The 18,033-nt window shown below is 29.5% G+C and carries 13 protein-coding genes and 1 tRNA gene; 3 read left to right on the top strand and 11 right to left on the bottom strand.

Annotated elements, in window-relative coordinates; all coding sequences use genetic code 11:
• Positions 1-20: 20 nt before the first annotated feature.
• Together ACAG39_11410 and ACAG39_11405 are read right to left on the bottom strand one after the other, a co-directional pair.
• Positions 21-1,316, bottom strand: coding sequence for an ABC transporter substrate-binding protein (locus ACAG39_11410; GenBank protein MEZ0537839.1), 1,296 nt, complete (start codon positions 1,314-1,316; stop codon positions 21-23).
• A 264-nt stretch (positions 1,317-1,580) separates the two neighbouring features.
• The gene (locus ACAG39_11405) at positions 1,581-2,693 is read right to left on the bottom strand and encodes a glycosyl hydrolase family 18 protein (protein MEZ0537838.1); all 1,113 of its coding nucleotides are present in this window, start codon (positions 2,691-2,693) and stop codon (positions 1,581-1,583) included.
• A gap of 191 nt (positions 2,694-2,884) precedes the next feature.
• Between ACAG39_11405 and ACAG39_11400 the strand changes: the two genes are divergently transcribed.
• Both ACAG39_11400 and ACAG39_11395 read left to right on the top strand, forming a co-directional pair.
• Positions 2,885-4,597, top strand: a complete 1,713-nt coding sequence (locus ACAG39_11400; protein ID MEZ0537837.1) for a permease — start codon at positions 2,885-2,887, stop codon at positions 4,595-4,597.
• A gap of 87 nt (positions 4,598-4,684) precedes the next feature.
• Complete coding sequence (locus tag ACAG39_11395; GenBank protein ID MEZ0537836.1) at positions 4,685-5,560, top strand: AraC family transcriptional regulator; 876 nt, start codon at positions 4,685-4,687, stop codon at positions 5,558-5,560.
• Positions 5,561-5,597: 37 nt separating this feature from the next.
• Here ACAG39_11395 and ACAG39_11390 read toward each other — a convergent pair whose 3' ends face one another.
• Positions 5,598-6,917, bottom strand: coding sequence for a glycosyl hydrolase (locus ACAG39_11390; GenBank protein MEZ0537835.1), 1,320 nt, complete (start codon positions 6,915-6,917; stop codon positions 5,598-5,600).
• A 312-nt stretch (positions 6,918-7,229) separates the two neighbouring features.
• The gene (locus tag ACAG39_11385; GenBank protein ID MEZ0537834.1) at positions 7,230-9,236 is read right to left on the bottom strand and encodes a beta-galactosidase; all 2,007 of its coding nucleotides are present in this window, start codon (positions 9,234-9,236) and stop codon (positions 7,230-7,232) included.
• 299 nt (positions 9,237-9,535) lie between these two features.
• Between ACAG39_11385 and ACAG39_11380 the strand changes: the two genes are divergently transcribed.
• Positions 9,536-10,261, top strand: coding sequence for a glycerophosphodiester phosphodiesterase family protein (locus ACAG39_11380; GenBank protein MEZ0537833.1), 726 nt, complete (start codon positions 9,536-9,538; stop codon positions 10,259-10,261).
• 110 nt (positions 10,262-10,371) lie between these two features.
• Here ACAG39_11380 and ACAG39_11375 read toward each other — a convergent pair.
• From ACAG39_11375 to ACAG39_11345, 7 genes are all read right to left on the bottom strand, one after another.
• Positions 10,372-10,465 (bottom strand) — tRNA-Ser (locus tag ACAG39_11375).
• A gap of 74 nt (positions 10,466-10,539) precedes the next feature.
• A complete protein-coding gene (locus ACAG39_11370) occupies positions 10,540-11,694 on the bottom strand; it encodes a Gfo/Idh/MocA family protein (protein MEZ0537832.1) in 1,155 nt (384 codons plus the stop codon).
• Positions 11,695-11,717: 23 nt separating this feature from the next.
• A complete protein-coding gene (locus ACAG39_11365; protein MEZ0537831.1) occupies positions 11,718-12,653 on the bottom strand; it encodes an ABC transporter permease in 936 nt (311 codons plus the stop codon).
• On the bottom strand, positions 12,650-14,170 hold the full coding sequence (locus ACAG39_11360) for a sugar ABC transporter ATP-binding protein (GenBank protein ID MEZ0537830.1): 1,521 nt from the start codon (positions 14,168-14,170) through the stop codon (positions 12,650-12,652). Before ACAG39_11360 ends, ACAG39_11365 begins: the two co-directional genes overlap by 4 nt.
• 88 nt (positions 14,171-14,258) lie before the next feature.
• The gene (locus ACAG39_11355) at positions 14,259-15,245 is read right to left on the bottom strand and encodes a substrate-binding domain-containing protein (protein ID MEZ0537829.1); all 987 of its coding nucleotides are present in this window, start codon (positions 15,243-15,245) and stop codon (positions 14,259-14,261) included.
• Positions 15,246-15,307: 62 nt separating this feature from the next.
• Positions 15,308-16,339 carry a LacI family DNA-binding transcriptional regulator gene (locus ACAG39_11350; GenBank protein MEZ0537828.1) on the bottom strand — a complete coding sequence of 344 codons (1,032 nt, stop codon included), beginning with the start codon at positions 16,337-16,339 and terminating at the stop codon, positions 15,308-15,310.
• A 298-nt stretch (positions 16,340-16,637) separates the two neighbouring features.
• Entirely contained in the window at positions 16,638-17,999 is a 1,362-nt protein-coding gene (locus tag ACAG39_11345) for a GH1 family beta-glucosidase (GenBank protein ID MEZ0537827.1), read from the bottom strand.
• Positions 18,000-18,033 lie beyond the last annotated feature (34 nt).

Below are 18,033 nucleotides of genomic sequence, written 5' to 3'. Positions count from 1 at the left end.
CCATAAAAATTCAGTAATCATTATTTTTTATTTTGAGCTACTAAATCTTCAACTGCTTTTTGAGCTTTATCAAGAGCAGCCTTTGGAGTCATCTTCCCTAGTAAAGCTGCATCTATATTAGGATTTATAAGACTTAAATAATCAGGAGCATATATTGGTATTGGAGTTATAACTGTCCATTTCATATTTTCTTTTGCAGCCTGTAATACCGGTAATTTCATCATTTCAGCATCCTTAAATGCTCTTTCATTAGCAACTATATCAAAGTTCTTTATTGCCCAATATTTTTGTGCTTGGACATCTGTTAAATATCTTATGAATTGGAATGATTCCGGTTGATGCTTTGCACCATAAGGAATTTCAGCAACGAAACCTCCACCCCAACTCCAATTGCCATTGCCAGGTGTTTTTTCAGGAATTGGTGCAACACCCCATTCCATGTCCTTTCCATAGTCTCTAATTTGTGTGTAGAATGTAGCAACTTCAGCAATCATTGAAAGCTTACCAGCTATAAATGGGTTTGCTTGTGCTGAACCGAATTGTGCCTGAAATGCATTTACTGCATTTCTTCCAAGTCTGTTTGTCCATTTGTTGATCCATTCTAAAGCTTGAACCTTTGCAGGTGTATTTACTAATATCTGTCCATCATCAGTAATAAAGTTTCTTCCTTTATCAGCATTAATCATCCAGCTAGTTGCTCCATAGTTTCCATATAATGGATAAAAACCAATTCTAGTATAAAATGCACCTGTTTTTTTATCAAGCTTCTTAGCATAGCTTTCTAATTCTGCCCATGTCTTTGGTGGTTTTTCTGGATTTAAACCAACCTCTTTAAATTGCTTTTTGTTGTAGAATAAAAGTCTTGTGTCTGTATTAAATGGCAATGCATAAGGTTTGCCATTGTATAAAACTGTTTTCCAAAGTGCTGGAAAGTATCTTTTGCTAAGATCACCTGTGCCAATAAAAGGTGTAAGGTCTGTATTTTGTTTGTTTTTTGCTCTATGGGCAACTGTGTTTATATCGTTGATTATAGCATTTGGAGGATTGCCAGCAGCTATCGCAGCTAAGTTCTTTGTCCATATGTCTCCCCATGGAACAAAAACATATTTGACAAATATTCTGTTTTGAGACTTATTAAAATCACTAACCATTTTCTCAATTATTGGCCTTCTTGTAGCCGAACCCCAAAATGACCAGAATTCAAGTATAACCTTTCCCTTTGCACTTGATGTAGCAGAGAAAGCAACTGGTAAGAAAAGTGTAAATGAAAAACATAAGATAAGTAAAATAGTAATAATCTTTTTAGAGTGCTTCATAATTACTCCTCCCAAAAATTATTTTTATCATTAACACCATTATGGTGTTAATAGCTATGACTGATTTTGACTGGTTTTAATATGTATTATGTTGTTTTATGACTGTTTACAATTATATTTTACGACTAATCAGTAATTTTGTCAATATTGTATTTTGATAAAACCACAAAAGTGTTCAAATTATATGTTTGCAAATATGTACTATGTATATAAAAATGATATTACAAAGGAGCCAAACTAAAAAGTTAAGCTCCTTTGTATTTTTTACTTATTAAATTTCAATTTAATCATACCCCAATATTCACTATTCTCAAGTCCTAATCTCCAAATCCCTATACCCTTTAAACCATACTTGTTTACTAATTCTATTTTATATTGGAGACTTTTTGCATCTTCAAACCAAACCGAATGACTAATCCCACTCGAATCCACATAATTAAAATATGAGGTTTTGGAAATATCATCCCATATAATTGCAGCACCATTCTTTTGAGCTAATGAATAGCATCCATTTATTGAATATGCCTTTGTACCTAAACTTGACCAGTCATAACCATATGCTGCAACACCTAAAAGAACCTTTTCTTTTGGAACCACTGTTAATGTATATTTTATAACATTTTCAACCCATCCAATTGAAGCAACAGGTCCAGGTGAACCGCCAGGATAATGTTCATCGTAAGTCATAATAATCATCTCATCTACATAATTAGAAAGCGCCTTATAATCATATGCACCATTCCATGAATTAGTCAAACTGTCATAAGTTTTTGCTGGAACTGAAATTGTAACTTTGAAGCCCAAAGGTTTCAGTGTATTATAAACTTCACTTACTAATGTAGTATAATAGTTTCTGTCATAATAATATACCCCTTCTAAATCTATATTAACACCTTTATATCCATTGTTTTTAATAATATTAAGTAAGTTGTTTATGAAGTTTTTTCTGTTTGCTTCACTTTCAAGAAGTATCTGTGCCACTTTCCCGTCAAAGTTGTTTCCTATCATAATCATAGGCGTAATATTCTTATCATTTGCATAGGTTATTTGACTTACAGGTATTAACCCTGTTATGTTGCCATAGCCATCTGTTACATGAGTTGCTGTTACAATCTCATTAATAGCTGAATAGTTATTTTGTAATGAATTTAGCGATGAGGAATCATTTGTGTAATAATAGGTCGTAAATCCCAAGACTGTCTTTTGTGTGTTTGTAGTTGTTGTAGAAGCTGTTGTGGTTGTTGACGTTGTTGTGGTGTTTGTTGTAGTGGTACCTATTGTTGTTTTCTTCTTAGGTGCAGAAATGGCAAAAATAGAAGTTAGAAGAATAGTAAAGCTTAAAGCTAAAGAAATAAATGTTCTTAAAACCTTTTTCATTACAATTCCTCCAGTTTACATAATATATGTACCTTTATATTATTATTATTTCTCAATATTTTCAAATGAAATATTTAACATTAATCTTTATAAATTATTTATTTTTTTAGGTAATTTCTTAAATTAATCATGTTATAATTTGTTATAATAAAATATAAAATTAATTCACATTAAAAGGAGGATTATTTTACATGAACTATAATCATTTTAATCTTGCAATTTACTGCACTGCTGGATTTCTAAATAAAATAAATATTGAAGATTTAAAAAAAGATATCTCATTCTTTAAAAAACATTTAAAAATATCAAAGGTATATCTTGAAACCCATAGAGGACATGATGATGTGCCAAAAAATAAGATGCTTGAAATAAAAAATATTTTTGAAAATGAAAGTATTAAAACATCTGGTGGTATTACTGCAACAATTGATTATGACAACATAGATCCATATAAAGATTTAAGAATATTCCATACATTCTGCTATACTAATGAAAAATTATTAACAAGGTTACAAGAAATAGTTGAATATACAGCCTCATTATTTGATGAGATTATTTTTGATGATTTTTATTTTACTAACTGTTCATGCCCAAGCTGCATTGAGCAGAAGGGTAATCTTTCATGGGAAGAGTTTAGACTCAATCTTATGACTAAAGTTTCTCAAGAATACATTGTAAAACCGGCTAAGAAAATAAACCCTTCTGTTAATATGATAATAAAGTATCCCAACTGGAATGAATCTTATCAAGAAACAGGTTATAATCCCGAAACACAAATAAATATATTTGATGAAGTTTATACTGGAACTGAAACTCGTGATGCAAAATATACACAGCAACATTTATCAAGATATCTTAGCTATTCTTTAATGAGATGGTTTGAAAACCTTGCACCAAATCGAAATGGTGGTGGTTGGTTTGACTCTTTTGACTGTATTTATAATTTAGGATATTATTTAGAGCAAGCTTATTTAACTGTATTTTCAAAAGCAAAAGAGCTTACTTTGTTTGATTTTAATTCTTTAAGAAACTCTGTGTTTGTTCCACCTCTTGGCCATGAGTTAGAAAGATTGGATAACTTACTTGGATATTTAGGAAATCCTCAAGGGGTATATGTTTATCAACCTTTTCATTCATATGGTGAAGACCACCTTTATGATTATTTAGGTATGGTAGGTATTCCTTTTGAACCATTACATTACTTCCCTAACACAAAAAATACAATATTTATTACTGCAAATTGTTCAAAAGATAAAAATATAATTGATAAGATTAAAAACCATCTACTAAATGGTGGAAATATTATTATGACCTCTGGTTTTGTAAAGAAAATGGAAGGCTTTGGTGTAGAAGATTTGACTTCGCTTAGATATACAGATAAAAAAGTAGTTGCAAATACATTTGCAATTCAAGCTGAAGGTTGTGCATTTGAAAGATATGAATATAGCAAAGAGAAAATAATTATCCCTGTTTTGGAATATAGGAACAATGCAACTTGGCCGCTTATTGTTTCAGTAAGTGGTGAAAATAACTTTCCTATATTAACAGAAGATACATACGGAAAGGGACGGATTTATACTCTTGTCATACCTGATAATTACTCAGATTTATATTACTATCCTAAAGAGGTACTAACTTACATTAGGCAAATATTTATGTCAGATTTTGATTTTTATATCGATGGAGAAGAAAAATTAGGTATATTTTTATACGATAACAATACATTTATTTTAGAGTCATTCTTACCATATAGAAGTGTTGTGACAGTTCATATAAAAGATAAAAATAAAAGTTTAATAGATGCAATTAATGGAATAGAGTATACTGAAAATCTATTAAATAATGAAAAAATATATAGAATTAAAATAGAACCAACAACATTTAAAGTATTTAAGATTAACTAAAGGAAAAGGCCATATGAACTTAATGTTTGTATGGCCTTTTTGTAAATGATATAATTTTTTATAATATAACTCTTAGGAGTGGTTATTTTGTCTGACTATCCTGTTTGTTTTGATGATATAAGAGACTTGAATAATAATAAGGTAAAAACCTGCTTTTGTACTTATCAAGAAGATCCAGGCTATTTCATTCCTCATAGGCACAACTACATTGAGTTTATGTATGTTTTGAAGGGTGAAGGATTTGAAACAATTAACTCAAAAAGGCATGTATTAAAACCAGGAACAATGTCTGTTGTACTTCCTTATCAGGTTCACAAAATTGAGTATGATAGCAAAAATCCATTATGTATATATGTTGGTGCAATAGCATTTGAAGCTCTTTTCGCCCCAAACGCTTTATTTTTTGACATAGCAAAACTTTTACTTGATTATGGAGAGGAAATCCCTTTAGCACATCAATTTAATAAAAATGAAATGGAAAAAATAGAGTTAATTTTTTCTGAGCTTTTGACTTATTCTAATAACTATGATATTTGGAGTGAACTTATTAAAAAAGCTAAGATTATCGAAGTAATAACCATTTTCGATAAATCCCGAAGACAAGAAAAAGAAAATGTAATAAAAAGTGATACATTAAACGTAAATCCAGAATATTGGAATATTGTTTACTACCTTCACCAACATTACAACGAGGATGTTAGTCTAAAAAAATTATCTAATATATATCACTTAAGTCAGTCATACATAAGCCAAATATTTAAGAAACTTGTTGGAACTAATTTTCATAATTTTTTAAATGAAATAAGGATATTAAATGCATGTGCATTATTAACTTCAACAGATAAACCAATAACAGATATTGCACTTGAAGTTGGGTTTGATTCATATTCTACATTTGCACGAGTTTTTCAGAAGTATAAATTAACAAGTGCCCATGAATTTAGAAAAAATAATCAAAAATAAAAGAGGCAAAATCAAAGTGATTTTAGCCTCCTTTTTCTTATTTCCTAAATAGATCAAACTTATCTAATGTAATAACATTCTCGTGGTTGTATACATATTTTAAATGTTCAAATGTGCTGAAATTTTCTGACAAAACAAAATCACCAAACCATGGCATAAACCAGAGCCAGTATGTTTTAGTATCCAATAGTATCTCTGGATCAGGAATAGGTCCATTTTCTGATAATGTTACTGGTTTTTTGTAACTTGTGAGTTCACATATCTTTTCATAGTTTATTCTTAATGGTCCATAATTCTTTTGAGGTGCATACATATCAACACCTGCTATATCAAAATAATCACTATCAATTACCCATTCTTCTTGAGGTGCATTCCAAACCCAAATGAGATTGTTAAGTTTATAATGGTTTACAAGTATATCATATAATAAATAGTAAAGCTTTTTATAAGGATCTGGCCCTTTAGCTCCCCACCAGAACCATCTACCATCAGCTTCATGTAAAGGTCTCCATAAAACTGGTATATTTAAGTCATCAAGACGTTTTAACTGTTCAGCAATCATTCGTATATCATTGATTAAAAGTTCATTTTCTTTTGTCCCAGTAATAAGTGCTCTTTCTACATCAAAATCGGTATTCTTTGTATAAAATGTCTTGTCAATCCCTCCTGTTGGTGCATACCAATGCCAGCAAAATGTTACTATTCCCCCATAATCTTTATTCCATTTTATTGCAGCCTCGACAGAACCTTTATTTATTTCAACCTCAATTAACCCATGAGCACTCATATCATTTGTTATTGTATTTGAAGTATAACTTAAAAAATCAAAACCCCTAAGTGCAGGCATTTGACCAGTTTTATATTTAATAAATGCCATTTCAGGCCCTACTGCAGAATTGGTGTGCTGCCCTGCAATTATCTTATTAGAATATATATTAGAAAAATATTCCATTAGTCTTTTACATTCGTCATTAGCCTTTTTATTTGAAAGTTCAAAGTTTGGTCTAATATTTATATCATTTTTCTTTGATAGAAGTTTAATATATTTTATTTCAACTGGACTTCCCCATCTTCTTTCAATTTTAATTAAATTTGTACCTTTATTTAGTTTTATTGAAGCTAAATTTATATCTTTGTGTTGTTCATTTTTAAACAATCCAAAATCCCCATAGCAATAACCATTAATATGTAAAAGTAGGCTTGAAAATGATTCAAGGCATTTATAGTTAATAATTAAGTTAAACTCATTATCAGTGTCTAATGTACATTCAAACTCAATATAGTTTTCATCTGGATTATTAATTGCCATTTGTTTTTTTGGATGTAACAAAATCTCAACTTCTTTATCCATATTCATAATATATTCATTCCTCCTTTTATTTTTATAAAATAATTATTACAAATCAATACCTTTTACTAATTAGATTTATTATATAAGAAATATATCATCTAAACATTCCAATATTTTAATTTTTATTGCAATAATTTATTATCCACAAAATTTACATAATCCACAGTTACACTTTAAAGGTCTGTTAAAAAATTATCTGTGGATAATGTGGATAACTATGTGAATAACTTATTTCCCAAAGTTATTTCCTGTTGAAAAATAGGTGGATATAAAAAAACAGGGTATACCTCCTGATGTACCCTGTTTTTTGTATTTATTTTAAAAGGCCACTCTTGGAATCTCAATAGGATATTGATTACTTTTATTTCTACGTCCTGCTGCCACTTCATAAAGACCATAATTGGTTTTTACAATAAAATCAGCAAATTCTTTATACGGCTTATGACATACGTCAACTATACCAATCTGATAATTTTCGCCATCAAACCTACCTAATACAGCTTGATCATTTAGTATAAAATAATGCGCACCAACAAAGTTTTTGTGGCTAACTCCACTTTCCATATAGATCTGATAAGCCTTACCTCTATCCTCTTGAGTTTTTACTGCTCTTAGTCCTGTTGCCAAAAGCCCTCTATCTAATGCTCCAAAATGAAATTCACCTATCAAAATAGGTTTATTAACATTCTTACTTATTTTATCTATATCCTCATATGGATCCATTTGATAGCAGTTTATAGAAAATACATCAAAGTATTTGCTACCTGCATATAACGCATCACTAGATATCCATGCAAATCTCATACCAAGATTCAAATGATTAGGGTCAACCTTCTTTGTTTCTTCTGAAGGAACTTTACAAAACATCTCAACCATCAACTTGCTGAATTCTTCAAGATCATTTTTGGAATTTTGTGATAACCTTGATGCTTTTTTGATAGGTTTTTTAAGTTCAGCAAAATTATTTAACGATAAGTTCCAACTTTTATTAAACAATTTGATATCATTATTATATTTTTTAGAAATAAAATCAATAAATGCATCTTTTGAAGCTAATTCAAAATCACATTCCAACATCTCTTGAGCAATATTAAGATTATCCACAAATGCCCAATGAGGTTCATTGGTTAAAAAGTATCCAATCATATATTTATCATCTTCAAACTGTTTAAGTTGAGTTGCAAATGCTTCAGAGTTTTCTTTATACTCATTAGAAAAAACATCAGGGAAATCACGAAAGATAGTCTTTTTTGTTGTTGGAAAATTTTCAAGAGGTAGGACATAGGGCATTTTTGCATACTTTATAAATTTAAGATCTGTCCAATTTCCAATTGTATTAAAGCCCCAGATATACATACGTGATTTTGTTATCTTTGCCCAACTTTCCCACCAGTTTTGTCCGAAAATCTTAATCAAATTATATATTCCAAAACTAAAATATTTATCTTCTATACCATTCTCATTATAAATATCCCATGCATCATTTATTATGCCTTCCTTCTCTGGCAATTTTGAATATAATTTCTCCATCCAAGTTACTCTTGCATGTTCACCAGGGTTTACACAATCAAGTCCAATACTTATAAATGCATACCCTTCAGGATCAACTAACCACCATCTATTACCATCAAATTCAGTCCTAAAAAAACCTGTTGCATGAAATTTTCTATTTTTCCAGCCACCATATCCACTTAAATTATTATTTTGAAATGATTTAATTTCACTTGATTTTTCTAATTCTGATAAAAGAAATGTCTTTAATTCTTCCTCAGACTTTGTTTTATCTGTCCAATCTTTAAAGGTTAATTGCCCAAATTCATCAACATATTTAATATCTGGTAATGGATATTCAGGTTGTATATCTGTAAGAATTGGATTATATATCTTTACATTAACATTTTTAAAAGCTTTAATTATGCCTATTTTGATAATAGCTAATTTACTAATATCAATTTTATGCCCTTGAACAACAGCTTTTAGTCTTCCTGGAGTTCTATCTAAAAAAAGAGTTTGTCCATTTAATACCTCAAACGGTATACATATTCTTGTTTTTAACTTTGGTAATATCCCTATTAATATTCTTAATATATTATTTTTGTTATTATTTTCATTTTCGCAAAAATCAAATGTTATTCCTACTGAAAAATTTTCTTGATTTTCTACATCAACTATAAAATATTTGTATTTTTCAATTTCTTTTTTACTTACATCAAAATATAAAAAACCATTTGGGTCATAAAAATTAATTGTTAAGTAGTTGCTTGTCTCTTGAACTTTTAAACAATTTTCAAGGCTAATTTCACTAAAATTAATCATTTCCTCCATACAAAAGCCACCTTTCGATAAAATTTAATTACAGTATTATTTTATAATGTTAATTAAAAAATTGAAATATTTAATCTTAATTAAATACATTCTTAGAAAATAATTTATAAAAATAAAATGTGGATTAATTAATCATTGTTAATAAATTAATTGTGGATAATGTGGATAACTATGTGCATAACTTATTTCCCAAAGATTATTTTCTGTTGAAAAAAATAAAATAAAAATGAAAGCACAACTTATATATCAGAAGAATTGTTCCATAGTGTATAATATTAGTGTAAGAAAGGAGAATGCCAATGAAAAAAGATTTAAATTGGTTATTAGATAAGCCAATAGCACATAGAGGTTTGCATAATAATAATATAGAATGCCCTGAAAACTCAATAGAAGCATTTAGAAAGGCTATTAAATATGGGTATCCAATAGAGTTAGATGTAAGAATTACAAAAGATAATCAAGTTATTGTTTTTCATGATAATTCTTTAAAAAGATTAGTAGGAATTGATAACATTATTGAGAATAGCACATATGATGAATTAAGCAAGTATAGTTTGTATAATGATATTAATTTTAATCATAAAATACCACTATTAAATGAAGTTTTAGAACTTGTGGCTGGAAGTGTGCCATTATTAATAGAAATTAAAAATGAAGGAGATGTAGGATCTTTAGAAGAAAATTTATTAAAGATTTTAAAAAATTACAAAGGAAAATATGCTATACAATCATTTAATCCATTATCATTACTTTGGTTTAAAAAACAGGATCCCGATATTATCATTGGGCAACTTGCTTGCGATATCATTGAAGATGAAAATATTTGGTTCAATACAATTGAAACTTTAGACTTCATTTCATATGGCTTTTGGCACATACCAGATAAACTTATGAACAAAATTAAAATTCATAATATCCCATTATTGGGTTGGACAATCAAAAGTGAAGAAGATGAAAAAATAGCAAGACAATATTGTGATAATATTATCTTTGAAGGATATTTGCCTAAGGAATTGGGTGTGTAAATGTCTTTGTGTGCTTAAATTAATTTTACCTTTATCAATTTAATAAAAAAGCACTACACGATTAATTAAAATTATCTCATAAATCATGTAGTGCTATTATTTTTCATATATGGCGGAGAGAGTGGGATTTGAACCCACGGTACGAATTTTATTCCGTACACATGATTTCCAGTCATGCGCCTTCGACCACTCGGCCATCTCTCCGCTTATTTATCTTCCCTATAAAAATATACATGAAATATTCTATGTTGTCAATGAAAAAAGTGTATATTTATATACTATATATGTATCCATACGTTATTTTTAGCAGATTGGAGAATTGCTTCACATACATAAATTTCTCTAAGTCCATCATAAAATGTTGGAAAATCTTCTTTTTCATTTTTAAGATAGCTTTCATTCAAAATATACTTATAAACCTTTCCAAACATTTGCTTTATTGTATCAGGGAAACCCTCAATATGACCACCAGGGTAACTTATTATTTCTCTTGCATATTTGTCCACTAAAGATGGATCTTTCATTAATATTCCATTATGGTTATCACGTTCACCTATCCAAAGCTGGTTTGGTCTTTCAGAATTCCAAGCAACACCTTTTTTAGAGCCATATATTTCGAAGTAAAGTCTATTTTTTCTACCTGCTGCTGCTTGATTTACTGTTAAAGAACCATGAGCACCATTTGTAAATCTTAATAATACTGTTGCATAATCTTCTGTTGTTATTTCAATTTCTTCATATCCTGATAAATTCTCTATTTTTCCGGCAAATGTCTCACTTTCTTTAATTGGCTTTTTTCTTTTTGTATGAAATGTTGCAAAATCAGCAAATACAGATTTTATTTTGACACCAGTTACAAACTCAATTAAATCCATCCAATGTGAACCAATATCTGCAACAGCTCTTGAGTTACCACTATATTCTTTGAGTAACCTCCAATTGAAATCTGTATCATAAAGCAACCAATCTTGAAGATATGACCCATTTATAGCAAGGATATTGCCTAATTCATCATTATCAATCATTTTTTTAAGATGATGAATAAGTGGATAGAATCTTAAATTAAAATTAACTACATTAACTAATTTCTCTCTCCTTGCAATTTCAACAAGTTCTTTGCCTTCTTCTATTGAGATTGCAAGAGGTTTTTCACATATTACATGCTTTCCTGCTAATAATGAATTTTTTGCTATCTCATAATGAAGAAAGTTTGGTGTGCATATATGAACTGATTGTATTTCATTATCTTCCAGAAGTTTTTTATAATCACCATAATATTTTTTTATGTTAAATAAATCAGCTTTTTGCTTAGCTACTTCAAGATTTATATCAGCTAATGCAATTATATCAACAAATCCAAGTCTTCTTAATGCCTCAATATGTGCTGGTCCAATAAATCCTGTGCCAATAATACCTACTTTCACATTTTTCATTTTTACACCTCACCTCCCAAATATTATTCATTACTTGTTTTCTTCTGTAGTAAAGCAACAATAATTATAATTATTCCCTTTACAAGGCCCTGAAGATATGGTGATACGTTTATCAAATTCATAATATTATTAATTGTTGCTAATAAAATAGCTCCTATAAATGTTCCAATTACCTTTCCTTTTCCTCCTGATAATGAAGTTCCACCTATAATTACTGCAGCAATAGCATCAAGTTCATAGCTTACTCCAGAGCTTGATGCTGAAATAGAATTAAGCCTTGATGTTTCAATCAATGATGCAATGGATACACTTAGTCCACATATTGAATAAATAATAACTTTCATCAGACTAGTATTTATAGCAGAAAGCCTTGCAGCTCTTTCGTTACCTCCTATTGCATAAACATATCTGCCAAATGGTGTTTGCTCAAGAACAAAAAATCCTATTAATGTGATTAATACAAAAATGATTACAGGAGTTGGAATAAAAAAGAAATAACTATTAGCAAATGCTTCAAATCTCTCTAAATTACCCGAGATACTACCACCATTAGCTATGTAGAGAATTAATGAACGTGCTATTGCCATTGAACCTAATGTAACAACAAATGGTGGTATTTTACCATAAGTAGATATAGCACCATTAAAAATTCCAATTAATATCCCCAATAGAATACTTGTTATAATACCTAATGCAACACTATTTGTGGAATTTTGTGTGATTAATGATATCCCACCTATAAGAGCTAAACTTGATCCAACAGAAAGGTCTATCCCACCAGCTAATATTACAAAAGTCATACCAATTGATATAACACCAATAATTGAGGATTGTCTTAAAATATTAATTATGTTTTGAGGTGTCAAAAAAACATTAGAAGCTAAAGAAGCGATGATACATAATAAAATAAATCCTATTAATATACTGTAATCTTGTATTATCTTTTTAGCATCTTTCATAATTTGTAAGCCTCCCTTTGTCTACTACTGTTATCTTTTTTTAGCCCAATCATGTATTCCATTGTTTGATCTTGAGTAATTTCATTCTTCTTGAATTCCCCTACTATCTCTCCCTTGTATAAAATATAATATCTATCACATAATCCATAAATTTCTGGTAGTTCACCAGAAAGAACAATTATGCTTTTCCCTTGGTTTGCTAAGTCATTTATAAGACTATAAATTTCTTTTTTAGTTAATATATCAACACCTTGTGTTGGGTTATTAAAAACTAAAATTTTACAATTAGTTTCTAATAATCGACCAATCATTGCTTTTTGTTGATTACCACCACTTAAAGTTTTTATCTCAACGTTTTGTGATAATGTCCTTATTTTTAATCTATCTATTATTTCCTTAATGTTTTTGTTTTCTTTTGTTTTTTGAATTATTCCAAACTTACTATATTTTTTAAGTGCTGAAATAGTAATATTATCCCTAACCTTCATAACAGGAAATATCGCATTATCCTTTCTATCCCTTGGTAGATAGGCTATACCATTGTTTATTGCATCTTTAGGAGACTTAAGGTTTTTGAAAGTCCCATTTATAAGAATTTCTTTTCTCTTTTCTTTGTTCAAACCGTAAAGTGTTTCAAAAAGTTCATCTCTACCATCTCCAGCTAATCCGGTAAACCCAAGTATCTCTCCTTTTTTAAGATAAAAACTAATACTTGTTCTGTATTTTTTTAAAGGTAAATTTTTAACTTCTAAAATAATTTCATCTGTCATATTGCTTTTTGAAATATTAAACATTTCTTTTATCTCTTGACCTACCATCATACGAGCAATTTCTTCTTTCGATGTGCTTTTAATATCCCCACTCTTTACAACTTTACCTTCTCTTAATACAGTATAAGAATCACAAATCGAAAGTACTTCATTAAGCTTATGAGATATATATAGTATCAAAATCCCTTTATCTTTAAGTTTTCTCATAATATTGAACAATTTTTCAATTTCAACATCAGTAAGAGCTGATGTTGGCTCATCCATTAAAATAATCTTTGAATTTATTGAAAGTGCCTTAGTTATTTCAATCATCTGCTTATATGCTGTTGACAAATTTGCAACTTGCTCTTTTCCACTTAAATCTAATCCAATATCATCTAAAAGTTTTTTTGTTTCATCATAAAGCCTTTTCTTATCTATGAAAACCCCTTTTTTGAATAATCTTCCGAGAAAAATATTTTCCATAATGTTTAGTTGGTCAATTAACATAAAATCCTGATGTATATAGCTTATACCATTTTTCAAAGCATCAATTGGGGAATTTATGTGAACTTTTTTATCTTCTATAAATATTTCTCCATTATCAGGCTTTAATACTCCACCAATAATATTGCAAAGTGTGCTTTTCCCAGCACCATTTTCGCCTAAAAGAGCATGAATTGTTCCACTTTTAAATTCTAAGCTAATATCTTTTAATACTGGATTATTATTAAATGATTTTGAAATACCTTTTAAAGCTAAAAGCATTAAAAACCAACTCCTTTATTGCAAAACTGCAGAGGACTTCCAAAAAAACTTGGAAGTCCTCCAATTTTAGGTCAGCAATCTTTTTACATTAATATGGTGCCTTAGGGTTATATACTTTATTAACGTTTGTTTTATCTATTTTCTCAGCTGGTAATGTAATTACTTTTTGTTTTACCTTTTCGCCATTTAATATCTTATAAGCCCATTTAACAGCCTCTTTAACCATTATTGGAGAATATGTGAATGTTGCTTTAAATGGAGTTTTATTCTCCTTAATAAGCTTATATGCATCTTTTGCACCACCAGCACCAGTTATTACTTTAATGTCTGTTCTTTTTGCTTCTTTAATAGCTTGTAAAACTCCTAATGCCATTTCATCATCTTGTGTATATACAGCATCAATTTTAGGCTGAGCCTGTAGTATATTTTCCATTACAGTTAATGATTTTTCTTTTTGGAACATGCCAGATTGACTTGATATAATCTTTATATTAGGATATTTTTTTATTGCTTCTCTAAACCCTTGACTTCTAAGTGTTGTAACAGAGCTTGGAACACCAGTTATTTCAACAACATTTCCTTTTCCACCTAATACAGAAGCAATATATTTACCAGCATTTAATCCAATACCTTTGTTATCACCACGAATTGTAATAGTAACATCTTGGCTATTTAACTCTCTATCAAATACTACAAGTGGAATACCAGCTTTTTTAACTCTTTTTGCAACTGGTGTCATTGGGTCAGATTCGATAGGAAGCATAACTATTGCGTCAACTTTTTGAGCTATTAAATCTTCAATATCATTTGTTTGTTTATTTGGATTATCTGCAGTTGTAAGAATATAATCTACACCAAGTTCTTTTGCTTGCTGTTCTGCATAAACTATTACAGCAGCAAGCCATCCATGGTCAGCAGCAGGAAAGGATAAACCAATTTTATATTTCTTTGTTGCTTTAGATTTTGCTGTACTTGCACTTTGTGCTTTAAATGGAGTATAGAAGATACATAATGTTAAAATAAATGCAAAGATTGTTACAAATGAAATGACCCTTTTAAGATTTAGCCTTCTCATAAAATTTAACCTCCCCAAATTTTTTATTTTATAAATACTCATGAGAGTATTTATAATCTAAGCTAATAAAAATTAGCAAATCCACATGATTTTCTAATAATAAGATTATGGGGTAGAATTATTTGTTTATTTTTATAGTTTTTTTCTTCGATCTTTTCTATCAATAATTGCATAGCTTGCTTACCAATTTCATACTTAGGTTGTGATATTGTTGTAAGCTGTGGTTCAATCACTGTGCTTAAAGGTATATCATCAAAACCAACAATAGCTATATGGTCTGGCACTTTTAGTCCTTTATCTTTAATAGCCTTAATAGCTCCAACTGCCATTTGGTCATTTGCTGAGAAAACAGCAGTTGGTTTTTTATTCATTTCTAACAAGTTATTCATAATCTGATAACCAGATTCAATACTAAAATCCCCATTTATTATGAAGCCATTATTTATTGGTATTTTGTGTTCTTTACATGCTTTAATAAAGCCTTCCAATCTATCTTGGCTAAGTATAATTTTTTTAGGTCCATTTATAAATGCAATTCTACGATGTCCTAAATCAATTAAGTGTTTTGTTCCAGCAAATGCAGCTTTTATATTATCAATAGACACTGTTGAAATGTTATTTTCCTTAATGTATTCACATGCTAAGACCAATGGAACATGAAGACTTGCATTTAGAATATCCTCTTTAGGAACCCGTGCAGTTGCAAGTAGAATTCCATCAACCAGCTTTTCTTTCCCAAGTTCTAAAAATTCTTTTTCAATATTAATATCATTTCTGGTATCTCCTAAAAGAACATAATAGCCTTTTTGCCGTGCTATATCCTCTACACCTTGAATAATGTTTGCGAAAAATGGATTTGTAATGTCAGGAAAAACTACCATTATCATTTTAGAAGCTAATTTTCTTAAATTTCTTCCTAATCTGTTTGGCCTGTATTTAAGAATTTCTATTGCTTGTAAAACTCTATTTTTTGTTTCATCTTTCACAAACGGGCTATTTGACAGCACTCTTGATACAGTTGAAGGTGATACATTAGCAAGTTTGGCTACATCCTTCATTTTTATTGTTTTTGAATTGTCTGAATTACTACTCATCTAAATCTCCCAAATAAGTTTGAAATTTATAGAAATGATTTAATTTAATTTTTGAAATCGATTGTAAGATAATTTACTACATATATTGTATTCAACAGTTTTTAATAATATCCTTCTTATTTTGTTTAATTTTGTTATATTTTATATATTGTATTAATAAGGATTCTTAATTTTTGTTATTTTTATAGTATTAATAATGTTGTAATTCTGTCAACAATCTTTGTATGTATTTTACAAATAAAAAAGTCATAGTTTCCCAAAATGCTAAAATATATCGAAACTATGACCCTTTTATTTTTTATGAATTTTTCTCTATAAATTCCTTATAGAAATAAAAGCTATCTTTTTTAATCCTTTTCAATGTATTGAAATCAACATAAACTATCCCGAATCTCTTTGTATAACCAAATGCCCATTCAAAGTTATCCATAAATGACCATACAAAATATCCTCTAAGATCAACTCCATCATTAATAAGTCTTTCTGCTGCTTCAAAATGTCCTTTTAAATAGTTGATTCTTTTTTCATCGTGAACACGACCATCATTAGTCACAACATCATTATATGCAGCACCATTTTCTGTTATATATATTGGTATATTGGGATAATCAGTTGCTACCCACTTTAGTATATCATATAAACCTTGTGGATAAACCTCCCAACCCATTTCGGTATATTCACCTTCTGGATGAGTTGAATTAAGTGGTTCTAAGCCATGAGCCTTTGGATTATAGCTCTTTACATTTCGAGTATAGTAGTTAATACCTACAAAATCACTTTTTGCAGCTACATTTGAAAGTTCCTTATAAAACTTGTCAACATCTTCTTTGGTAAATGTGTTGTTTTCAATAAGCTTTTCAAAAACCTCTTTGGGATATACGCCTTTTAAAAATGCATCCATAAATAGCTGGTTAGAAAACTGATGACTAAAATGGATTGCTTTTTTCTCTTCTTCAGGAACCTCTAACCCTAATCTCTCAGCCTCAGAATACATAGGACCAAGATTTATTGTAGGACCTATTTGAATATCACTGCCATTTTCCCTTACTTTGTTAATAACTTTATGATGAGCTAAAGCTAAGTTATGCACTACAATCATGGCAGTTTTGAAGTCTTTAATCCCAGGTGCATGTATACCCCACATATATCCTAAATAAGCAACACATAAAGGCTCATTAAAAGTAATCCATTTTTTAATTTTGCCTTTAAATTCTTTTATTACAAAAGTAGCATAATCAACAAAGTAATCAACTACTTGTCCTGATGCCCACCCTCCAATATCCTGTAACTTTTGTGGTAAATCCCAATGATAAAGCGTAGCAACAGGTTCAATACCATTATTGATAAGTTCATCAACAAGATTTTTATAAAACTCTAAGCCTTTTGTATTTACCTCACCATAACCATTTGGAAAAATTCTTGGCCATGAAAAAGAAAACCTATATGCTTTTATACCAAGTTCTTTCATTAATGCAACATCTTCTTTGTATCTATGGTAATGGTCGCATGCAACATCACCATTGTGATTATACATAACATTACCAACTTCATGGGAAAACCTGTCCCAAATTGATTCACCTTTCCCATCTTCATTCCAAGCACCTTCTATTTGGTAGGATGCTGTTGCTGCACCCCATAAAAATCCTTTTGGAAATGCCATTCAAGAAGTCCTCCTTGCTGTAATATATAAATTA

The sequence above is a fragment of the Caldicellulosiruptoraceae bacterium PP1 genome, assembly GCA_041320695.1.
Taxonomy (GTDB): Bacteria; Bacillota; Thermoanaerobacteria; order Caldicellulosiruptorales; family Caldicellulosiruptoraceae; genus JBGGOQ01.
The sequence above is the reverse complement of the archived record's forward strand: the minus strand, read 5'-3'. Positions and strand labels throughout refer to the sequence as shown.